This window comes from Brevibacillus sp. SIMBA_040, from assembly GCF_046535075.1.
Taxonomy (GTDB): domain Bacteria; phylum Bacillota; class Bacilli; order Brevibacillales; family Brevibacillaceae; genus Brevibacillus.
Genome location: NZ_JAWRXI010000002.1, coordinates 163,427 through 181,234, shown reverse-complemented (window position 1 = coordinate 181,234; position 17,808 = coordinate 163,427). Strand labels below are relative to the sequence as shown.

Sequence of the window (17,808 nt, the reverse complement as noted above, 5' to 3'; positions counted from 1 at the left end):
CTTCACGGAAAAAGAGAGGAGTTGTATAGATGATTCGCAGATTTTTTTCCTATTATCGACCATATAAAGGATTGTTCGTACTAGATTTTTCCTGTGCGATTTTCGTAGCTCTGCTGGAGCTGGGATTTCCACTCGCGGTTAATATGGTTGTCGATCAATTACTTCCGAGCAAGGATTGGGAATTAATTGTTTGGGCTTGTATTGGCTTGCTCATCGTGTACGGGATCAATTCCGGCATGAACTATGTGGTGACGTACTGGGGTCATATGCTTGGTATTAATATTGAAACGGATATGCGCAAAAAGCTGTACGACCATATTCAAAAGCTATCATTTCGTTTTTTTGACAATACGAAAACGGGGCATCTGCTATCGCGACTGACCAATGACTTGATGGAAATCGGGGAGGTTGCCCACCACGGACCTGAGGATTTGTTTATTGCAATCATGACACTAGTTGGGGCATTTATGCTGATGTTTAGTATCAATGAAGAAATGGCGATTCTTACCTTCCTCGTCATCCCAATTATGATTTTCTTCGTAGTCTTCTTTAATCGCAAAATGACAGCTGCCTTCCATCGACTATACGGCGATATGGCTGATTTCAATGCACGCGTAGAAGACAATGTAGGCGGGATGCGCGTGGTTCAAGCATTTGCTAACGAGAAATTCGAGAACGGCCGCTTCGCAGAAAATAACCAGCGTTTCCGCTTGACTAAGCTTTTGTCTTACAAAATCATGGCTCAAAACGCTTCGGTCAGTTACATGATGATGCGTTTGGTTACGCTGTTTGTTTTAATTTGTGGAAGCTGGTTTGTCATCCAAGGAGAATTGACTTACGGGGAATTTGTAGCCTTTTTGCTTTTGACAAACGTATTTTTCCGACCACTTGAAAAGATTAATGCCATTATCGAGAGCTATCCAAAAGGTATTGCTGGCTTCAAACGCTATGTTGAGATTTTGGATACTGAGCCGGATATTGCTGACGCTCCTGATGCGATTGAAGTACAACAGCTTCGCGGTGATATTCGCTACAAGGATGTTACTTTCAGCTATGATCGCGAATCGACTATCCTGCAAAAAATTGATTTGAATATCCGCGCTGGAGAAACCATCGCATTTGTTGGGCCATCTGGTGCGGGTAAAACTACGCTTTGCAGTCTCTTGCCACGGTTCTACGAAATTAATGGAGGCAGCATCTCGATTGATGGGTTAGACATACGCACTATCACATTGGCTTCACTTCGCAGCCAGATCGGGATCGTACAGCAGGACGTATTTCTATTTTCCGGCACAATCCGCGAAAACATTGTCTATGGGAAACAAAATGCATCCGATGAAGAAATCTGGGATGCGGCTCGTCGCGCAAGACTCGAGGATTTCATTCGCTCGCAGCCAGCAGGTCTCGAAACGATTATCGGAGAACGGGGAGTAAAGCTGTCTGGGGGACAAAAGCAACGTCTTGCTATTGCACGGATGTTTTTGAAAAATCCTCCGATCCTGATTCTCGACGAGGCGACGTCAGCACTTGATACCGAAACAGAAGCTGCGATTCAGCAATCTCTCGTGGAGCTGTCCAAAGGGCGTACAACACTTGTTATTGCGCACCGTCTAGCAACGATCAAAAATGCAGATCGAATCATTGTTGTTACGGAACAAGGCATTACGGAGCAAGGCAGTCATGATGAGCTGCTAGAGCAAGAAGGGATTTATAGCAGACTGTATCAGGCGCAGTTTGGCACGTACCTGGATCAGTCGCGAAATGTAAATGTATATTCTGGCTCTTAATCGACCGCTTGATGGCATAGCGGAGAGTACAGGCATAGCAAAATAGTGAAAAGCAAGACCCAGTGCTGAGACAAAGTGCTGGGTTTTTTCTGTCTGGTGGGGCGAGGTAAAGCTGACATGGATCTGACTTCACATCTAGACATGGCGTATAATTATTTTATAATGGATAGAAAGGATGGAGATGAAAAGGTTTACATGATGGAGAAGCATCAGTAAAACAGCATCGCGCAAAAACGACAAGAGGAAGTGGTGCGTATTGCAAAAGTGGGAGCATAATGAGGACATTGCAGAGCAAGATGATGGGGAGAAAGATCTCCCTCAACCACTTGATGGCGAAGAATACAATCTACGCTATTTACCGCTTGTTGATTTGAAGTCGGGTAAGTGGATCGGTGCAGAGCTTCTCTTAGTTCGAAATATTCAGAAAAATAAATCTATGCTTGGCGGCTCGCTGCCTGAGAAAAGCGGAGTTGCCGCTAGTGAACAATGGGTCCTACAGACCGCTTGCAAACAAAACAAGCTGTGGCAAGACGCGGGGGTATCACCGTTTGTTGTAGCCGTTCGTATATCCGCTGAATCATTTTATGATACGGGCTTCGTCAAAGCAGTTGAACAGACCCTCCTGAAAACCGGGCTTTCTCCCCATTTTTTGGAACTACTAATTCCCGAGGCGATCGTGCTGGAAGCGGAGCGAAGCCTTGACATTTTGATACAGCTAAAAAAGATTGGCGTACAGATTTGCTTGGACGAGTTTGGACTGGGCTACAGCAGTCTTACACAATTGAGCCGATATCCGGTCAATCGTCTGAGGATCGATCGGACCTTCGTTCAACAAAGCACGATGAACCGCGAAAATGAAACGGTCGTCAAAATGATAATAAGTTTAGGCAGAAATCTTCAGGTGCAAGTAACAGCAGATGGTGTGGGTACAGCTGAGCAGTTAGCCTTTCTGAACGATGTCACTTGTGATTCGGCGCAGGGACATTACTTCAGTGAAGCTCTGTCTCCTGAGCTGGTGCTTGAGCAGTGGATACGTACAGAAAATAACGCCACCTGTCGGAGTGTGGGACAGGCATATGAAGAGCAAGTCCATAAGCGAGCAGCACCACCTCCGCTGCACGAGGACCTATTTGAAACCTTGCGTAATCAGCATGGAATGACCTTTTCTTTTCGCAGGCAAAATGGCAAGTTTATACATACCTTGTGTCAGGGAGAGCTGCTCTACCGGATTGGTTTAACACCTGAACGAGTGGTAGGAAAACCATTGATCGAAATATTACCTGCGACAGAAGCTGTCAGAAAAGAAAGATATTATGAACGTGCATGGGCCGGGGAAGAAAATGTGAACTACGAAGGCTTTGTCAATGGTGTTTATTATTTGGCAGCTCTGCGACCAATTTTTCATCAGGGGATTGTTAAAGAAGTGATTGCGTCTTGTGTGGACATCACCGAGCTGAAGACAGCGGAGGAAGAAAAACGCATCAGTGAAGCAAAGTTCAGGCTGATTGCTGAAAATATGTCAGACGTGATCGTCATTTTGGATCGTCATTTTTCCATGACATACGTGTCGCCATCCGTGAATGAGGTCCTGGAGGTCACACCTGAAGAACTCACGAATCAACCGATTTTATCCTTTTTATCAAAAGAAGAAGGCAATCGGGTTCTGGCGACCTTGCTGGAAATTATGGAAACAAAGCTTCCCAAGCTTATCACGTTTTCATGGGGGCAACAAAGTGGCAAAAGAACAATACTGGAAGCGAAAGGAACGCCAGTGCTCAGTGATTGTCAGGAAAGAGGACAAATTATTTTTGTGATCCGTAATGTCACAGCACAATTGCAGGCGGAAGAGTTTATAAGAAAAATGGAGAAGCTGTCTGTTGTCGGCCAGCTTGCAGCAGGGGTAGCCCATGAAATTCGAAACCCTGTCACCTCGATAAAAGGGTTTGTCCAGTTACTCCGTCGAGATCAAGGAAAAAAAGAATATTTCGATATCATGCTTCAGGAATTTCAACAGTTAGAAAGCATTTTGCGAGAGTTTGTGTTTCTCACTCAGCAGCATTCCAATCATTATGAGCTGACAAATGTAAGGAATATGATTCAAAGCATTGCGTCCTGTATTCAGGCTGAGGCTGACCAGCATAAGCTCGAGCTTACTTTTTGGATAGCAGAGGAGCAGCGCATGTGGTGCGATCCCGGGCAAATTAAGCAAGTGATGAGTCATTTACTGACGAATGCAATAGAGTCCATGCCAGAAGGAGGAATCATCCAGATCCTGGTTAGACCGGAGGGAGATGACAAAGTGATGATTCGGATCGTGGACACAGGCTGCGGCATGAGCGAAGAGAGATTGAAGCGCATAGGTGAACCGTTTTATAGTACCAAAGAAAAAGGAACTGGCTTAGGCCTTATGATCAGTTATAAAATTATTGAGAATCATGCTGGTGTTATTCATTTTTGTAGTGAACCGAATAAGGGAACGACAGTGGAGGTATTTATTCCGATCAAACATCCGTTGTCGACGCCTACACATGAAGGAATAAAAATTGTCTATGGAAGCGAGTGAGCTTTCATTTCCATAAAAAAGAAGGTCCGATGATAGAAAAATCGTCGGACCTTTTGCTTTGTCATTTCGATTACTCTTTATTCGCTCTGCTTTTTCCCCGCGCTATAGTGACGGGAGACTACTTCCAAAAAGTGGCGCCAAGCTGCCGGTAGCTCAGGCGGCTGTTCCTGTTTACCGGACTTGACTGCAGATTCAACGAATTTCTCTTCTGGAGCTTGCATGTGTTGCATCTATCCTTTCTTGTCCAACCAATCGTGTCGCAGTGTGAACAACTCTCGAAGCTCTGCTGTAGAGAGCTCAGTGATCCACGCTTCTCCGGCACCGACAATTTGCTGGCTTAACGATAGCTTTCTTTCCATCATCTCATCAATTCGTTCCTCGATGGTCCCAAGCGAAATAAATTTGTATACATGGACATTTCGCTGTTGTCCGATTCGATGGGCACGGTCAGTCGCCTGATTTTCTACAGCAGGGTTCCACCAACGATCCAAGTGAATGACGTGATTCGCTTCTGTCAGATTCAGTCCCGTACCGCCCGCACGCAAGGACAGGATAAAAACCGTCCCTCGCTCGTGATCAGGAAGCTCAGGGTTTTGAAAACGTGCAATCATCTCATCGCGTTTTTCTTTTTTGGTGGAGCCATTCAGAAACAGCACAGGTCCATGGCCCTCGCGAGTGAGTACACGCTGGAGCATATTGCCCATTTCGATGTACTGTGTAAAGATCAGGCAGCGTTCTCCTTTTTGCCGGATGTCTCCTACCAGCTCCAGGAGACGTTCCAGCTTGTTCGAACGAACAGCTTCATCATTAGTCGTAATTTCATTGAGGATCAGTGCAGGGTGATCACACAATTGCTTTAAACGAGTCAAAGTCGTGAGGATGAGACCACGTCTTTCCATCGGAGAAGCATTTGCCATGCGGTCAAACATATCCTGAATCGCGGTTTCATACAGGGCGCCTTGTTCAGCGGTAAGTGGGACGTATTCCTTGCCTTCACTTTTTTCCGGCAAATCTAACTGGATGCTTGGATCGGTCTTCACCCGGCGCAGTAAAAACGGTTGTATCAAGCGCTGAACTTGTGTAATCAAGGCCTGATCCTGATCTCGTTCGATCGGCTGCACAAAGCGATGGGAAAACTCACCGAGACTGCCGAGGTAGCCCGGATTCAGGAAGTCAAAGATGGACCATAGCTCGCTCAGTCGATTTTCGATCGGTGTTCCTGTCAGTGCAATCCGGTGCCAGGCACGCAGATCTCTGACGGCAGAGGCCTGCTTCGTGTAAGCATTCTTGATATTCTGCGCTTCGTCCAGACAAATGGTATTCCACGTAATTGAAGAAAGCTCCATCTCATCCAGATGGGAGAGGGCGTAAGAAGTAATAACCAAATCTGCTGATTGTATGGCAGGCAGAAAGTCTTCTTTTTTCTTTCGACCGTTTCCATAGTGAATAAAGACGTTTAGGGATGGGGCAAAACGCTCCAGCTCTTTTTGCCAGTTTCCGATTACCGAGGTCGGGCAAATCAGCAGGGAAGGGGCTTCGGAGACACCGTTTTGTTTTAGCTCAAGCAGATACGTAATAAACTGGACGGTTTTTCCGAGTCCCATGTCATCAGCCAAACAAGCACCAAGACCAAATCTGCGCAAAAAGAGCAGCCAGGAGCTGCCTTCCAGCTGGTATTTCCGTAGTGAGCCGTGGAAGCTAGCAGGCTGCGGCAAAATCGGAATGTGCTTAGTTTCCTGTAGCTGGCGCATCAGCTCGCGCAGGTGCTGGTTTAATTCAACTTCAACTGCAAGCGAGTAGGACGTATCGAGATCGTCTTCCACTGGCTCTTCTACCTCTACCGGAGCTGTCAGATGCATTTTCATGACATCGCGCAAGGTTAAGCCATTTTTTCCCTTGTTCTTTTTCAGAGCTTCTTGCATTTGCAAGAACAAGTCTGGCGTCAATTGGACCCAGTGTCCTCTGATTTTCAACAGCCGTTGCTTTTGTTTAATCAGTTGTTCAAATTCTTCTTCACTCAGTTCTACAGGACCTAGGGCGAGCTTCCACTCAAAATCCATCACTTGGGAAATCCCTAAAAAGGACTGCCTTGCAGAACCAACAGAAGATGTGACCTTTGCTTTCAATTTTGGCTTGACCCTGCGGACCTGCTCCCACCATGCGGGTAAAAAGACATGGATGCCCGCCTGTACGAGCTGCAGACTGCTTGATGTCAAAAACGTCCAAGCCTGCTCGTTGGTGAGGTGCGTAACAAAAGGATAAGCGCTCTGGCGGTCTGTGTGCAGCCAGGGCAGGATCTCCAAGCACTTCTGTAAGTCAGTGAGGAAACGGCCCCAATGCTCCCGCCATGCGTCTGGAATTTCTGCAGAGGAAACACCTTCCGCATGCAGCCCGTCAGGCTCAAGCAAAAAGAGTCGATCAGGCTGTGCCCGATCCTGCAAATAGACATGCAGGGACCAATCATCCGAGTTGCCCTCCGCTTCCACGATTTGCAAACATGTGCGAAACGGAGTCAGGTCGGGCAGCCAGCCGATAGATTGCAGCCATTCACTCTCCTGCAGGTGAGGGGATAAGTCTGCGCCCATGACACTGAGGGCAGGGAATTGCGTGACCAATTGATCCCATGCGCGACCCACAGCTCCTGTATCCGCAATCGTTTCCTCCAAAGCGAGAGAGAGCCAACGATCTCCGAGAATAGAGGCTTCCTCCGGCGGACAGGCGATTTTCCAGCCCAAGCGTCCTTCCTTCCAGCTGGGAAAGTCAGGGACAATAGCTCCATCACTAAGCGCGCGCATAATGAGAAGCGCGGTATCACGAAACGTAGAAAACGCATGATCCCACGTATAAGTTCGATGTGCCAGCCAAGGCGGGCTTGTGAAAAAAGAGAGGGCTTCAGAAGGCCGTAGGAGGAGGCCGCGTTCGGATGTTTCCAAGAACGTCCCATAAAACGAGCTATCATCCCAGGCGAACAACGCTCCCGCCAGATGCTCGGGATCAATCCGTTCGCCATGTTTACCTGTCCCAGCAATCAGGAAACGTCCGTCTGCCAGGAGTTCTCCGGTTAGAACGAGTGTCATGACGGTACTCATAGATTCAGATTTCCTCTCCTTAATTCCTCCTGAAAGGCACGCAAGCGGTTATATTTTGCCGACAGTTGATCTACATAACGTTCAAAACGAGCATCTTCATTTGCCTTGCTGTAAGTAGACCGTACTTTTTTTAACAGCTTGATTGCTTCCTTGTAGGCGGGGCGATTTCGTTCGTTAATCAACCGATTTACTTCACGCAAATAAAGCGGAAAGAGAAGGGAGGGATGTGATTCCTCGATTTCCTTTGCTTGCGCTGCTGAAATATCCGAAAGCGGGACCTGATAAGACATCTGCAGGTCGATCCATTGCTTGAATAGCTTGTTTTCGTACAAATAAGCTGCATACTCTTGAAAGCTATTGGGTAAAAAGCGCTTGAGCATGGTACCAGATTCCGCTAGCTGTCCCGTCTGCTCCATCGCTTCTAGCCAGATGGCGGTCACCAGACGATAGTGCGGTGCTTCTGCTTGCCCTACGAGCTGTTCAAGTGACTCCACCCAAAACAGGAATCGTTTCCATTCATTGTTTCGTGCAAAAGCTTTTAGGTACGTGAGATAAAAGGGTAGCGTCAGTTGACGGTTTTGCAGCCAAATACGTAGCGCTGCCTCATCATTACGCGCCATCATGTGAAAATGAGCGCGAAGCATAAGGTATTTGTCGTGTACATTTGTGTTGGTCTCGGAATCGCTAATCAGCTGGTCTAACTCTTCCGTTTCTTGCTGAATCCAGCCATCGTCACAGAGCAAATACCACCACATCATGTGATAGGCAAAGCTCCAGTAGAGGGATGGTGCCTCGTCCTCCTTCATTTTTTTAACGATGTACAAGGTTTCCTCCAAGGCTTCCGATTGGTTCTCCCGCAAAGCGGAGATGTCCGCATAAAAAAGCGAGGCTTCCAATTGCTCCAGCAGTCGCTCGGCTGTTTGTGTCAAATCCAAGTACCAAAATGATTGTCGGTACTTTTTTACGAATTCCTGCAACGTCAGCAAATGAAACAGGTTGGCATGTATTGTAAACAATTGCGCGCGGTCGCTCGGCCACGAGGCAGCGACACCAAGCACGTTTTCATAGCTGGAAAATAGCTCTGTAGAGGCACGGTATGTCTCCATAGCAGAAGAGAGGTTCCTCGTCCAGCTTTCAAAAAAAGCCCACCAGTCGCGCACAGGGCTATTTGCCGTGAGGGAAGATTGAACAGGATGACCCTCGCTTGCCCCTACGAGATGACTCCTATTTTTGTATGCTGGAGTGAGCATTGATTTGGAGAACTGAACGCGCCGTGGCTTTTGTGAACGCGTTAAATAATGACGCGGGTTTTCAAAGACGCTGTACATCTGAAAAAATGTTGCAGCAATATGCTTGCACAGTCTGGAGTAAGGGCAGCTACACGTGCTGTTTTGTACTGCGTCAAGGTCCAAGCTAACATGATAGACCTCGCCTCCCTGCACATCACTTGTTAACAGGGTGCCTTTTTCTACACGGGTGTTGAAGACGACGCCATCCGAAAAATAGTTGTAGCCCCGTTCAATGATATGACCCTCGATATGTGCGAGAATTTGCTCTCCTACTTGAATGACTTGTTCCCGTGTCAACTCTCTTTGCAGCATCAGCCCAGATCCTCCGAACGAATTGTCATCCCTCCATTATAACCCAAAAACCGGGGAATGGAAAAAGGAAGAGAATCTAAAGCTCTGCGACTCCATTAATAAAACGATAAATTTCATCGTAAAGCGGATCATTTGCTTGATACAAGCTGACTACGGCTTGCTTACGACCGTTTTTGCCAAAGAACCAGCCACCTGTATACCACGCGATAGGGGCTTCATACATGTACGGGGAGAAGGAGCGCCCCTGTAAATCAGAACCACCTGTTTCTCCTGTTTGCAGATAGGCGCGGAGACGCTCACGTTTGGCTTTGTCGTACGTCACGCCTAAATCAAACTCGATTTCCATCCCCATCCCATACTCATAGGCATCAGCGGCAGCATCCTCCAAGCTTTTTTGCGGGTTGAAATACGTATTCGGTTGGAGAAAGGCGAGATCAAAGCCGAGAGTCTCCCATTCATTCCAGCCATTCGCTTTTTGGTACGGAATCCAGATCGAACGCAATCTGTGGCCATCATGCATGCAGGCATGGATTTCTTGATTGACGGTCTGAATTACGAGACGGTCGTCATTTTCCGGACCGCGAAAATATAAGCTTTCTTGCAGCCAATAAAAGCCTTGCAGCTGGAGGCAATCGTTCCACGACTGGCACGACCATCTATCGAGAAATAAGCACATCCAGTCTGTCACAGCTTGGACGCGGAGCCTGTCATCAGGAAAAATTTGTGGATTTGGGTACGGTAGGGCGATCCAGACGTTGATCCGGCAAAGGGATGAACAGCGAACTGCCTGACAGAGAGCATCGAGATTGCGATCACAAAGAAACAGCTCGTTCATATAGCGTAGCCATTCGTTCCAGTTGGCCGGCTTTTTCTCATCCCGTGTCAATATTCTGCCTTCCCCGTTGTCATCCAGAATCCCTAAAGCGAGAAAGAGAAAATCAGTGAACATGGTGCCATCCGGGCATCCAGTGCTCGGGTCGGTATGTGTCAGGAGGGGGAGGAAGTCGCCTGGCTCCCAAAATTGATAGTGAGGCGTACCGTCTGTACCAATACTGTATCCCGTGTACGCAAGAACCAGCTGATCAATCTGTCCTGTTCCAAGTGATGGATACGGAGCCATTCGACACCATCTCTTTTCTTTTTAAAATGACGGGCGAGGTACCACTTACACGTATGTATGCTGGAAATCGGAAAGAAAAGACGTCTATGGCAAAGAATGACTTCATTTTTTTGGAGAAGAAGGGTGTAACGATTCTTTGATTCCCTTTCTTTATTCGTGAACGCATGCACGTCGAACCAGGTTTCTTTCCTGGTTGGCTATTTTTTTTGTCCATGCTGGGAATGATGGAGCAGAGTACAAAAAACGGTTGAGGATGGTTTTTATGGAAGGAAAGGTCTTGCCAGGTCCCCGTAAGCGAGCGAAAAAACGAAGGATCTTGATGCGTACCCTGGCCATTATGATCGGGGCGGTGCTGGTCGCAGTCGGACTCGAAATCTTCTTGGTCCCCAATAACATTATTGATGGTGGCGTAACCGGTTTGTCCATCATGTTGTCCCATCTGACAGGACTTAAGCTGGGGTTATTCCTGTTTATTTTAAACCTGCCTTTTTTAATCATTGGATACAGTCAAATCGGCAAGACCTTTGCGATCTCGACCTTGTTTGGAGTAGCGGTGATGTCAATTGGTACCGCACTGCTGCACGACGTTCCAAGCTTGACAGAGGATCTGCTGTTATCTGCTGTTTTCGGAGGGATCATCGTCGGTATAGGAGTAGGCTTGGTCATTCGGGCTGGGGGCTCGCTAGATGGAACAGAAATCGTCGCGATTCTGCTGACGAAGAAGAGCCCTTTTTCTGTAGGCGAAGTGGTTATGTTTTTTAACCTGTTTATTTTAGGGAGCGCAGGTTTTATTTTTGGTTGGGATCGTGCGATGTACTCTTTGATTGCCTACTATATCGCCTACAAAATGATTGATTTGACCATGGTAGGACTGGAGCAATCAAGGTCTGTCTATATTATCAGCGAGCAGCCGGACGAGATCGGCGACGCGCTTGCAGCACAGCTGGGAAGAGGAATTACTTATTTGAGTGGCGAGGGCGGCTATTCGGGAGAAGCTAAAAAAGTCATCTTTTGTGTCATCACCCGCTTGGAGGAGGTAAAGCTCAAATCCATCGTTGAGGAGATAGATTCCGCAGCTTTTCTTGCCATCGGTCATATTCACGACGTGTCTGGCGGGCGCTTTAAGAAAAAGAACATCCATTAACAAAATGGATACAAAGAACCCCTTTCATGCAGGTATAACGAACTGCTTGATAGGGGTTTAAAAATATATTGACCATATAAACAGAATATTTTAAAATGACAGCATACCAAAATACAAAATATGGTTCCGTATTTTGGGACTGAAAAGCGGTGATGAAAACGTGGAGAAAACAACAGCAAATCGTAGTGTCCTCAAAACGCTTGATTTTTTGGAATATTTCATTCAGAACAACGAGTTGAGCTTGACTGAATTAGTGGAATTATCGGGCATGCCAAAAAGTACGGTGTTTCGGATTCTTCAAACCCTTGAAATGCGTAAGTTTGTCTCCAAAACAACGACACATAATCCGCCGCGTTATCACTTGGGCTTAAAGCTGCTCGAATTCGGAAACATCGTGGCACAGCGGCTGGAGATCAGGAAGATCGCGCTGCCGTATATGCTGCAATTGCGAGATCGCGTAGATGAAGCGGTCAACCTGATTATTCGCGACCAGGACGAGGGCGTTTACATTGAAAAGGTAGATACACGTCAATACGTGCGGGTGTATACGCAGGTAGGACGAAAATCACCGCTGTACGCTGGAGCATGTCCGCGAATTCTCTTGTCGTATTTGCCAGATGAAGAAATCGAGGAACTGCTGAATCGCATTGAAATGCAAAAAATCGCTCCCGATACCAATACGGACAAAGCGCTGCTTTGGAAATGGATTCACGATGCACGTGAAAGCGGATACACCGTGAGCTACGGAGAATTGGAGCCGGATTCCGCTGCGATTGCCGTGCCGATCCGAGACTTTACTGGACAAGTAATCGCGGGGCTCAGCCTTGCTGGAGCTACTTCTCGTTTCCAACAGGATCGATTGGACTATTTGGTCAAAGAAACAAAAGAAATTGCCAAAGAAATCATGAGCAAGCTAGGGTATGTCGAGCAAAAGGGGGGAATTTGATGCTGGAAATTAAGAATCTTCAAACGAAATTTCGCACCGACAATGGCGAGATTACTGTTCTGGATGGGGTGAGCTTTCAAATCAATAAGGGCGAGACCATCGGAGTTGTAGGGGAGTCGGGATGCGGTAAGAGTGTCACTTCCCTCTCCATCATGGGATTACTGCCACGGACGGCGCAAATCACTCGCGGAGAAATTTTGTACAAGGGTGAAAACCTGGTTGGTTATTCTAAAGATCAGATGAGGAAGGTCAGAGGAAAAGAAATTTCGATGATCTTTCAGGAGCCGATGACTTCGCTGAATCCGGTGTATACGATCGGAGCACAAATCATGGAGCTGGTCTTGAATCATACGGATATGAACAAGAAGCAAGCCAAAGAGCATGCGATCCAGATGCTAAAGCTGGTCGGAATTCCCCGTGCAGAAGAAATCGTGGACGAGTATCCGCATCAGCTTTCAGGTGGGATGAGACAGCGTGTGATGATCGCGATGGCAATGTCCTGTAGTCCTTCGCTTTTGGTCGCAGATGAACCTACAACAGCTTTGGACGTAACGATTCAGGCGCAGATTCTCGATCTGATGCGAGAATTGCAACAAAAAAGCGAGATGACGATCATGCTCATCACCCACGATCTGGGTGTCGTTGCTGAAATGTGTGATCGCGTAGTGGTTATGTATGCGGGACAGGTCGTAGAGGAAGCCGAGGTAGAAAAGCTGTTTGAAACGCCAAAGCATCCTTACACGGTTGGCCTTCTAGGCTCCATCCCTGACATGGATGTAGAACAGGAGTACCTTTTCACAATCGGTGGGACAGTACCAAGTCCGGGTCAAATGCCAGTGGGATGTCGCTTTGCTGAAAGATGCAACAAGGCTTTTGACAAATGCATCGCGCAGGCCCCACCATTGTTTGATTTACCTGATGGGACAAAAAGCAGGTGCTGGCTACATGAGTCCATGGCAAACGAATAGACGAAGCAACGATGATGGAGAAAAGGGGTTGAAAAGAAGTGGACAAGTCTGAATCGAAACCCTTGCTGGAAGTGAAAGGCTTAAAAAAGTACTTCCCGATTCGCAGCGGATTGTTGAAGAAGGTAACCAATCATGTGAAAGCAGTTGACGACATTTCCTTTTCGGTAGAAAAAGGCGAAACACTAGGGATTGTCGGAGAATCGGGATGTGGGAAATCGACGACAGGCAGGGCAATCCTGCGTCTGATCGAGCCCAGTGGGGGGGACGTCATTTTTCAGGGAGAAAATTTGGCAAAGCTTAGCCCCTACGAGATGCGAATGAAGCGCAAGGACCTGCAAATCATTTTTCAGGACCCGTTTGCTTCGCTGAACCCACGCATGACAGTCGGTGACATCATTGAAGAGCCGATGATTATCTACAATCTGTATCCGACACCGAAGGAGCGTAAACAGAAAGTCGCGGAATTGATGCAGGTCGTAGGGCTGAAGCCTGAAAATGCAGAGCGCTTTCCACATGAATTCAGTGGAGGTCAGCGCCAACGGATCGGTATCGCTCGCGCCCTCTCGCTCAATCCGAAGCTAGTCGTGGCGGATGAGCCTGTATCTGCACTGGACGTATCGATCCAATCGCAGGTGCTGAACCTGATGAGAGATTTACAGAAGCAATACGGACTTACATACATATTCATTTCTCACAACTTGAGTGTCGTCAAGCATTTTTGCGATCGCATCGGTGTGATGTATTTAGGTCGTATGGTTGAGCTGGCGCCGAAAAATGCACTATATGAGGAGCCGCTTCACCCGTATACACGCTCCTTGCTCTCGGCGGTTCCGATTGCTAAGCCGAAGATGAAGCGTGAACGAATCATTCTGACGGGTGATGTGCCAAGCCCGGTTAACCCGCCTAGCGGATGTACATTCCATACACGCTGTCCAGATTGTATGGAGATTTGCAAAACAGAAAAACCCCAGTTTCATTCCATGGGGGATGGGCGGTATGTCGCTTGTCATTTGTACAATCCATAGTACGGATGACGGCTGCCATATAAATGAAAGCATGCATATCAGAACAAACAAGGGGGATTTGAATTGAAAAAGTTAGGTATCACAGCGTGCTCAGCTTTGCTGGTGCTCGCAGCCGCATTGGGCGGATGTGCTAGCAAGCCAGCGGACTCTGGGACACAAGCGAACCCGCAACCAAAAGCGCAAACCGCTGCACCTGCTGCTGGGAAAAACGAGCTGACACTTGGTGTTAACGGCGACCCGCATTCCTGGGACCCAATCGATACGTTTCTGCTCGACTGGAGTACAGTAGCCACATCTGTATTCGAGGGCTTGGTAGAACGCTCGACAGATCTGAAGCTCCAGCCAGGACTTGCAGAATCTTGGGAATTTAAAGACGACAAAACACTCCAATTCAAGCTTCGTCAGGGCGTTACCTTCCACAATGGCGAACCGTTCAATGCCGAAGCTGTAAAATTTACGTTTGATCGCTTGCTTGGAGAAGAAGGCAAAAAAGGACCACAACAAGCAAACTACGCTTCGATTGACCATGTTGAAGTCATAGACGAATTTACCGTGAACATGATCCTGAAGGAAAAGGACCCTGTACTGATTACGAAGCTGGCTGGTTATGGCGGTGTGATCGTTCCTCCGCAATACTTTAAGGAAAAAGGGGACGAGTACTTCAATACTCATCCAGTAGGTACTGGCCCATTCAAAATGGAAAGCTATGAAAAAGACAACAAAGTGGTCCTCGTGAAAAACGAGAACTATTGGAAGCAAGGTCTGCCGAAGCTGGACAAAGTCACCTTCCGCTTCATTCCGGAAGCAACTACACGTCTTGCTGAGATGCAAACAGGTGCGATTGACGTAATGAAAAAGGTAGAGATCAGCCAAACAGACTCGATCAAAGGCATGTCTGATCTGGAACTGATGCAAGTAGGCTCTCCTACTGTTTATGCACTGCGCTTTGATACAACCAAGAAGCCGGTCGACAATGTAAAAGTACGTGAAGCGATTGCCTATGCGATTGATTCTGATTTGATCATCGACACCTTGCTCGGTGGTTACGGTAAACGCGTGAACTCATTCCAAAGCGAAATGTCTTTTGGTCATGATCCTAGTCTTCCATTGCGTCAGTACGATCCAGAAAAAGCAAAGCAATTGCTGGCTGAAGCAGGTGTAAAAGAAGGTACGGAGCTGGAGCTCTTCCTGCCAGGTACAGATGCAACCTTTAAAGAAGTAGCACAAGCAGTTGAGCTTCAATTGGGTCAAGTAGGTTTGAAAGTGAAACTGAATCTGGTTGATTCCTCCACATTTACTTCCGATCTGATTCCAAACGGTAAAGCTGGCCATATGTACCGCAACGGTTGGGGTGGCTGGACGCTTGACTTTGACAACACTGCATACCTGATGTATCACAAAGGTGAGTTCTGGAACCCAGATTTCTATGATGAAAAAGTAGAAGAGCTGTTGGCAGCTGAACGCTCCACATTCGATCAAGACAAACGTCTCGAAGCTTTCAAAGAGCTGAACAAACGTCTGTATGAGCTGGTACCAGAAGTACCTCTCTATCAAACAATCAACCTGTGGGCTGTTAACAAACGCGTAAAAGGATTCCAGCCTCCAGCAGATGAGCGCATCGATCTGCGTGAGGTATCGGTAGAATAGGAAACAGATTGAACAGGGGAGTAGAAGATGTCTCTTCTATTCCCCTCATTTATGAAAAAGGAGGAGCGGGATGACAACCTTTTTGATTCGACGCTTGTTACATAGTATTTTTGTCGTTCTTGCTATCACCCTTGTTATTTTTGTACTCGTTCGTTTGACAGGTGATCCGGTTTCGATCATGTTCCAGGCAGGCGAGCCTACAAAAGAAGCCATAGCGGAATTGCGTAAAAACCTTGGCTTGGATGAGCCAGTGTATGTTCAGTTCGTTCTTTATTTGAAAGACATGTTTACCGGAAATTTGGGTACCTCGTTTCGTACAGGTGAAAGTGTTATTGCCATGATGCAAGAGAAGATGGGGGCAACTCTGTTGCTCGCATTTGGCGGGATGTTCGTCGCCCTCTTGATTGCGATTCCTGTCGGGATTATTTCCGCTGTTCGCAGAGGAAGTGTTGCAGACTTTTTCGGCCGTATCTTTTCCTTGCTCGGCATTTCCTTCCCGAACTTTTGGCTTGGGATCATGCTGATCATTATCTTCGCAGTAAAGCTGCGCTGGTTCCCGGCTTCTGGCTATCAAGGTCTGGAATATCTCGTTTTGCCGTCTGTGGCACTCGGTCTTATTTTGTCAGGTATCCTGGCACGCCTCGTGCGCTCTTCGATGCTTGAGGTCTTGAATCAGCAATACATCAATACAGCTCGTTCCAAAGGGATCAAGGAATGGATCGTGGTCATCAAGCACGGCTTGCGTAACGCATTGATTCCAACCGTCACGTTCATCGGTTTGCAGTTCGGAACGCTGCTAGGTGGTACGGTTATTATTGAACAGGTATTTTCATGGCCAGGGATTGGTCGGATGCTGATCGATGCCATTTCCCAGCGTGATTTTCCAGTCATTCAAGGGTCGGTAATCATCTTGTCCTTCTTGATGATTTTCGTGAACTTGTTGGTTGACATCAGTTATGGCTTTATTGATCCACGTATCAGGCAGGGGGGAGGAAAAAGCGAATGACAACAGCGGCAGTTACTAACAATCAGACGAATCCGCCAGTAAAAAGACGCGGAAAATGGAACAAGATGGGGAGACGCTTTGTTCGTAATCCGTGGGCGATGACAGGGATGTTTTTGCTCCTGATTACCTTGTTATCAGCTCTTTTTGCGCCAGTACTTGCACCGACTACACCTGACAAGGCTGATTTGCGCGCGCGATTGACTGCCCCATCCTGGATGGATGATACGGGGAAATCAGAGCATATACTCGGAACCGATCAGGTCGGTCGTGATTTGCTTAGTCGGATTATTTATGGAGCACGCGTATCGCTGCTCGTCGGTGTCGTTTCTGTATTAATATCTATGGTCATCGGTGTCATTTTGGGCCTAATTGCCGGTTTTTACGGGCGATGGGTTGATGATCTCTTGATGCGTTTGGCAGATGTTCAGCTTGCTTTTCCTTTTATTCTGTTTGCGATCATTGTCATGACGGTTTTTGGGGCAGGATTATGGAAGCTCATTCTCGTTTTGGGGATTAGTAACTGGGTTGGATTCGCCCGATTGGTTCGAGGTCAGGTTATGAGCGTAAAAGAAATGGAGTATGTACAGGCTGCAAAAGCGATTGGTGCTACGAATTTACGTATCATCAGAAAGCATGTTCTCCCGAATGTTCTATCATCCATCATCGTATTGGCTACGTTAAATGTTGCGGTAAACATTTTGCTGGAGGCGTCGTTGACGTTCATTGGTCTTGGTGTGGACCCTTCCATCCCAACCTGGGGCGGCATGCTTGCAGATGGTCGTAACTATTTAGAAACAGCCTGGTGGGTAGCTACTTTCCCGGGTATAGCGATTATGCTGACCGTATTTGGCATTAATTTGCTCGGCGACTGGCTGCGTGACGAGCTTGATCCTAATTTGCGTGTGTAAGGAG

Annotated in this window: 13 protein-coding genes; 9 read left to right on the top strand and 4 right to left on the bottom strand. The window is 47.3% G+C overall.

All coding sequences use genetic code 11. From position 1 onward, the window contains the following. The first annotated feature begins 29 nt into the window (after positions 1-29). Positions 30-1,787 (top strand): ABC transporter ATP-binding protein, encoded by a 1,758-nt coding sequence (locus SB752_RS03780; RefSeq protein ID WP_410714403.1) that lies wholly within the window; start codon positions 30-32, stop codon positions 1,785-1,787. 256 nt (positions 1,788-2,043) lie between these two features. Next, entirely contained in the window at positions 2,044-4,350 is a 2,307-nt protein-coding gene (locus tag SB752_RS03775) for an EAL domain-containing protein (protein WP_410714402.1), read from the top strand. A 77-nt stretch (positions 4,351-4,427) separates the two neighbouring features. Here the strand turns inward: SB752_RS03775 and SB752_RS03770 are convergent, their stop codons facing one another. From SB752_RS03770 to SB752_RS03755, 4 genes are all read right to left on the bottom strand, one after another. Continuing rightward, complete coding sequence (locus SB752_RS03770; protein ID WP_410714401.1) at positions 4,428-4,571, bottom strand: hypothetical protein; 144 nt, start codon at positions 4,569-4,571, stop codon at positions 4,428-4,430. A gap of 9 nt (positions 4,572-4,580) precedes the next feature. Next, the gene (locus SB752_RS03765) at positions 4,581-7,439 is read right to left on the bottom strand and encodes a DEAD/DEAH box helicase (RefSeq protein WP_410714400.1); all 2,859 of its coding nucleotides are present in this window, start codon (positions 7,437-7,439) and stop codon (positions 4,581-4,583) included. Then, positions 7,436-9,040: an SWIM zinc finger family protein gene (locus SB752_RS03760; RefSeq protein WP_410714399.1), complete on the bottom strand. Its 1,605-nt coding sequence runs from the start codon at positions 9,038-9,040 to the stop codon at positions 7,436-7,438. Before SB752_RS03760 ends, SB752_RS03765 begins: the two co-directional genes overlap by 4 nt. A 76-nt stretch (positions 9,041-9,116) precedes the next feature. Further along, on the bottom strand, positions 9,117-10,160 hold the full coding sequence (locus tag SB752_RS03755; RefSeq protein ID WP_410714398.1) for a DUF4855 domain-containing protein: 1,044 nt from the start codon (positions 10,158-10,160) through the stop codon (positions 9,117-9,119). Between the two features lie 319 nt (positions 10,161-10,479). Between SB752_RS03755 and SB752_RS03750 the strand changes: the two genes are divergently transcribed. The 7 genes from SB752_RS03750 (at position 10,480) to SB752_RS03720 (ending at position 17,804) form a co-directional block, all read left to right on the top strand. Further along, positions 10,480-11,304 (top strand): YitT family protein, encoded by an 825-nt coding sequence (locus SB752_RS03750; protein WP_410714731.1) that lies wholly within the window; start codon positions 10,480-10,482, stop codon positions 11,302-11,304. A gap of 160 nt (positions 11,305-11,464) precedes the next feature. Further along, positions 11,465-12,250, top strand: a complete 786-nt coding sequence (locus SB752_RS03745) for an IclR family transcriptional regulator (RefSeq protein WP_410714397.1) — start codon at positions 11,465-11,467, stop codon at positions 12,248-12,250. Further along, positions 12,250-13,218, top strand: coding sequence for an ABC transporter ATP-binding protein (locus tag SB752_RS03740; RefSeq protein ID WP_410714396.1), 969 nt, complete (start codon positions 12,250-12,252; stop codon positions 13,216-13,218). Before SB752_RS03745 ends, SB752_RS03740 begins: the two co-directional genes overlap by 1 nt. 38 nt (positions 13,219-13,256) lie before the next feature. Beyond that, the gene (locus SB752_RS03735) at positions 13,257-14,243 is read left to right on the top strand and encodes an ABC transporter ATP-binding protein (RefSeq protein ID WP_410714395.1); all 987 of its coding nucleotides are present in this window, start codon (positions 13,257-13,259) and stop codon (positions 14,241-14,243) included. A gap of 63 nt (positions 14,244-14,306) precedes the next feature. Beyond that, entirely contained in the window at positions 14,307-15,890 is a 1,584-nt protein-coding gene (locus tag SB752_RS03730) for an ABC transporter substrate-binding protein (protein WP_410714394.1), read from the top strand. Between the two features lie 70 nt (positions 15,891-15,960). Continuing rightward, positions 15,961-16,896, top strand: a complete 936-nt coding sequence (gene nikB, locus SB752_RS03725) for a nickel ABC transporter permease (protein ID WP_410714393.1) — start codon at positions 15,961-15,963, stop codon at positions 16,894-16,896. Continuing rightward, positions 16,893-17,804, top strand: coding sequence for an ABC transporter permease (locus tag SB752_RS03720; protein ID WP_410714392.1), 912 nt, complete (start codon positions 16,893-16,895; stop codon positions 17,802-17,804). The genes nikB and SB752_RS03720 overlap by 4 nt, the downstream gene beginning before the upstream one ends. Positions 17,805-17,808: the final 4 nt, after the last annotated feature.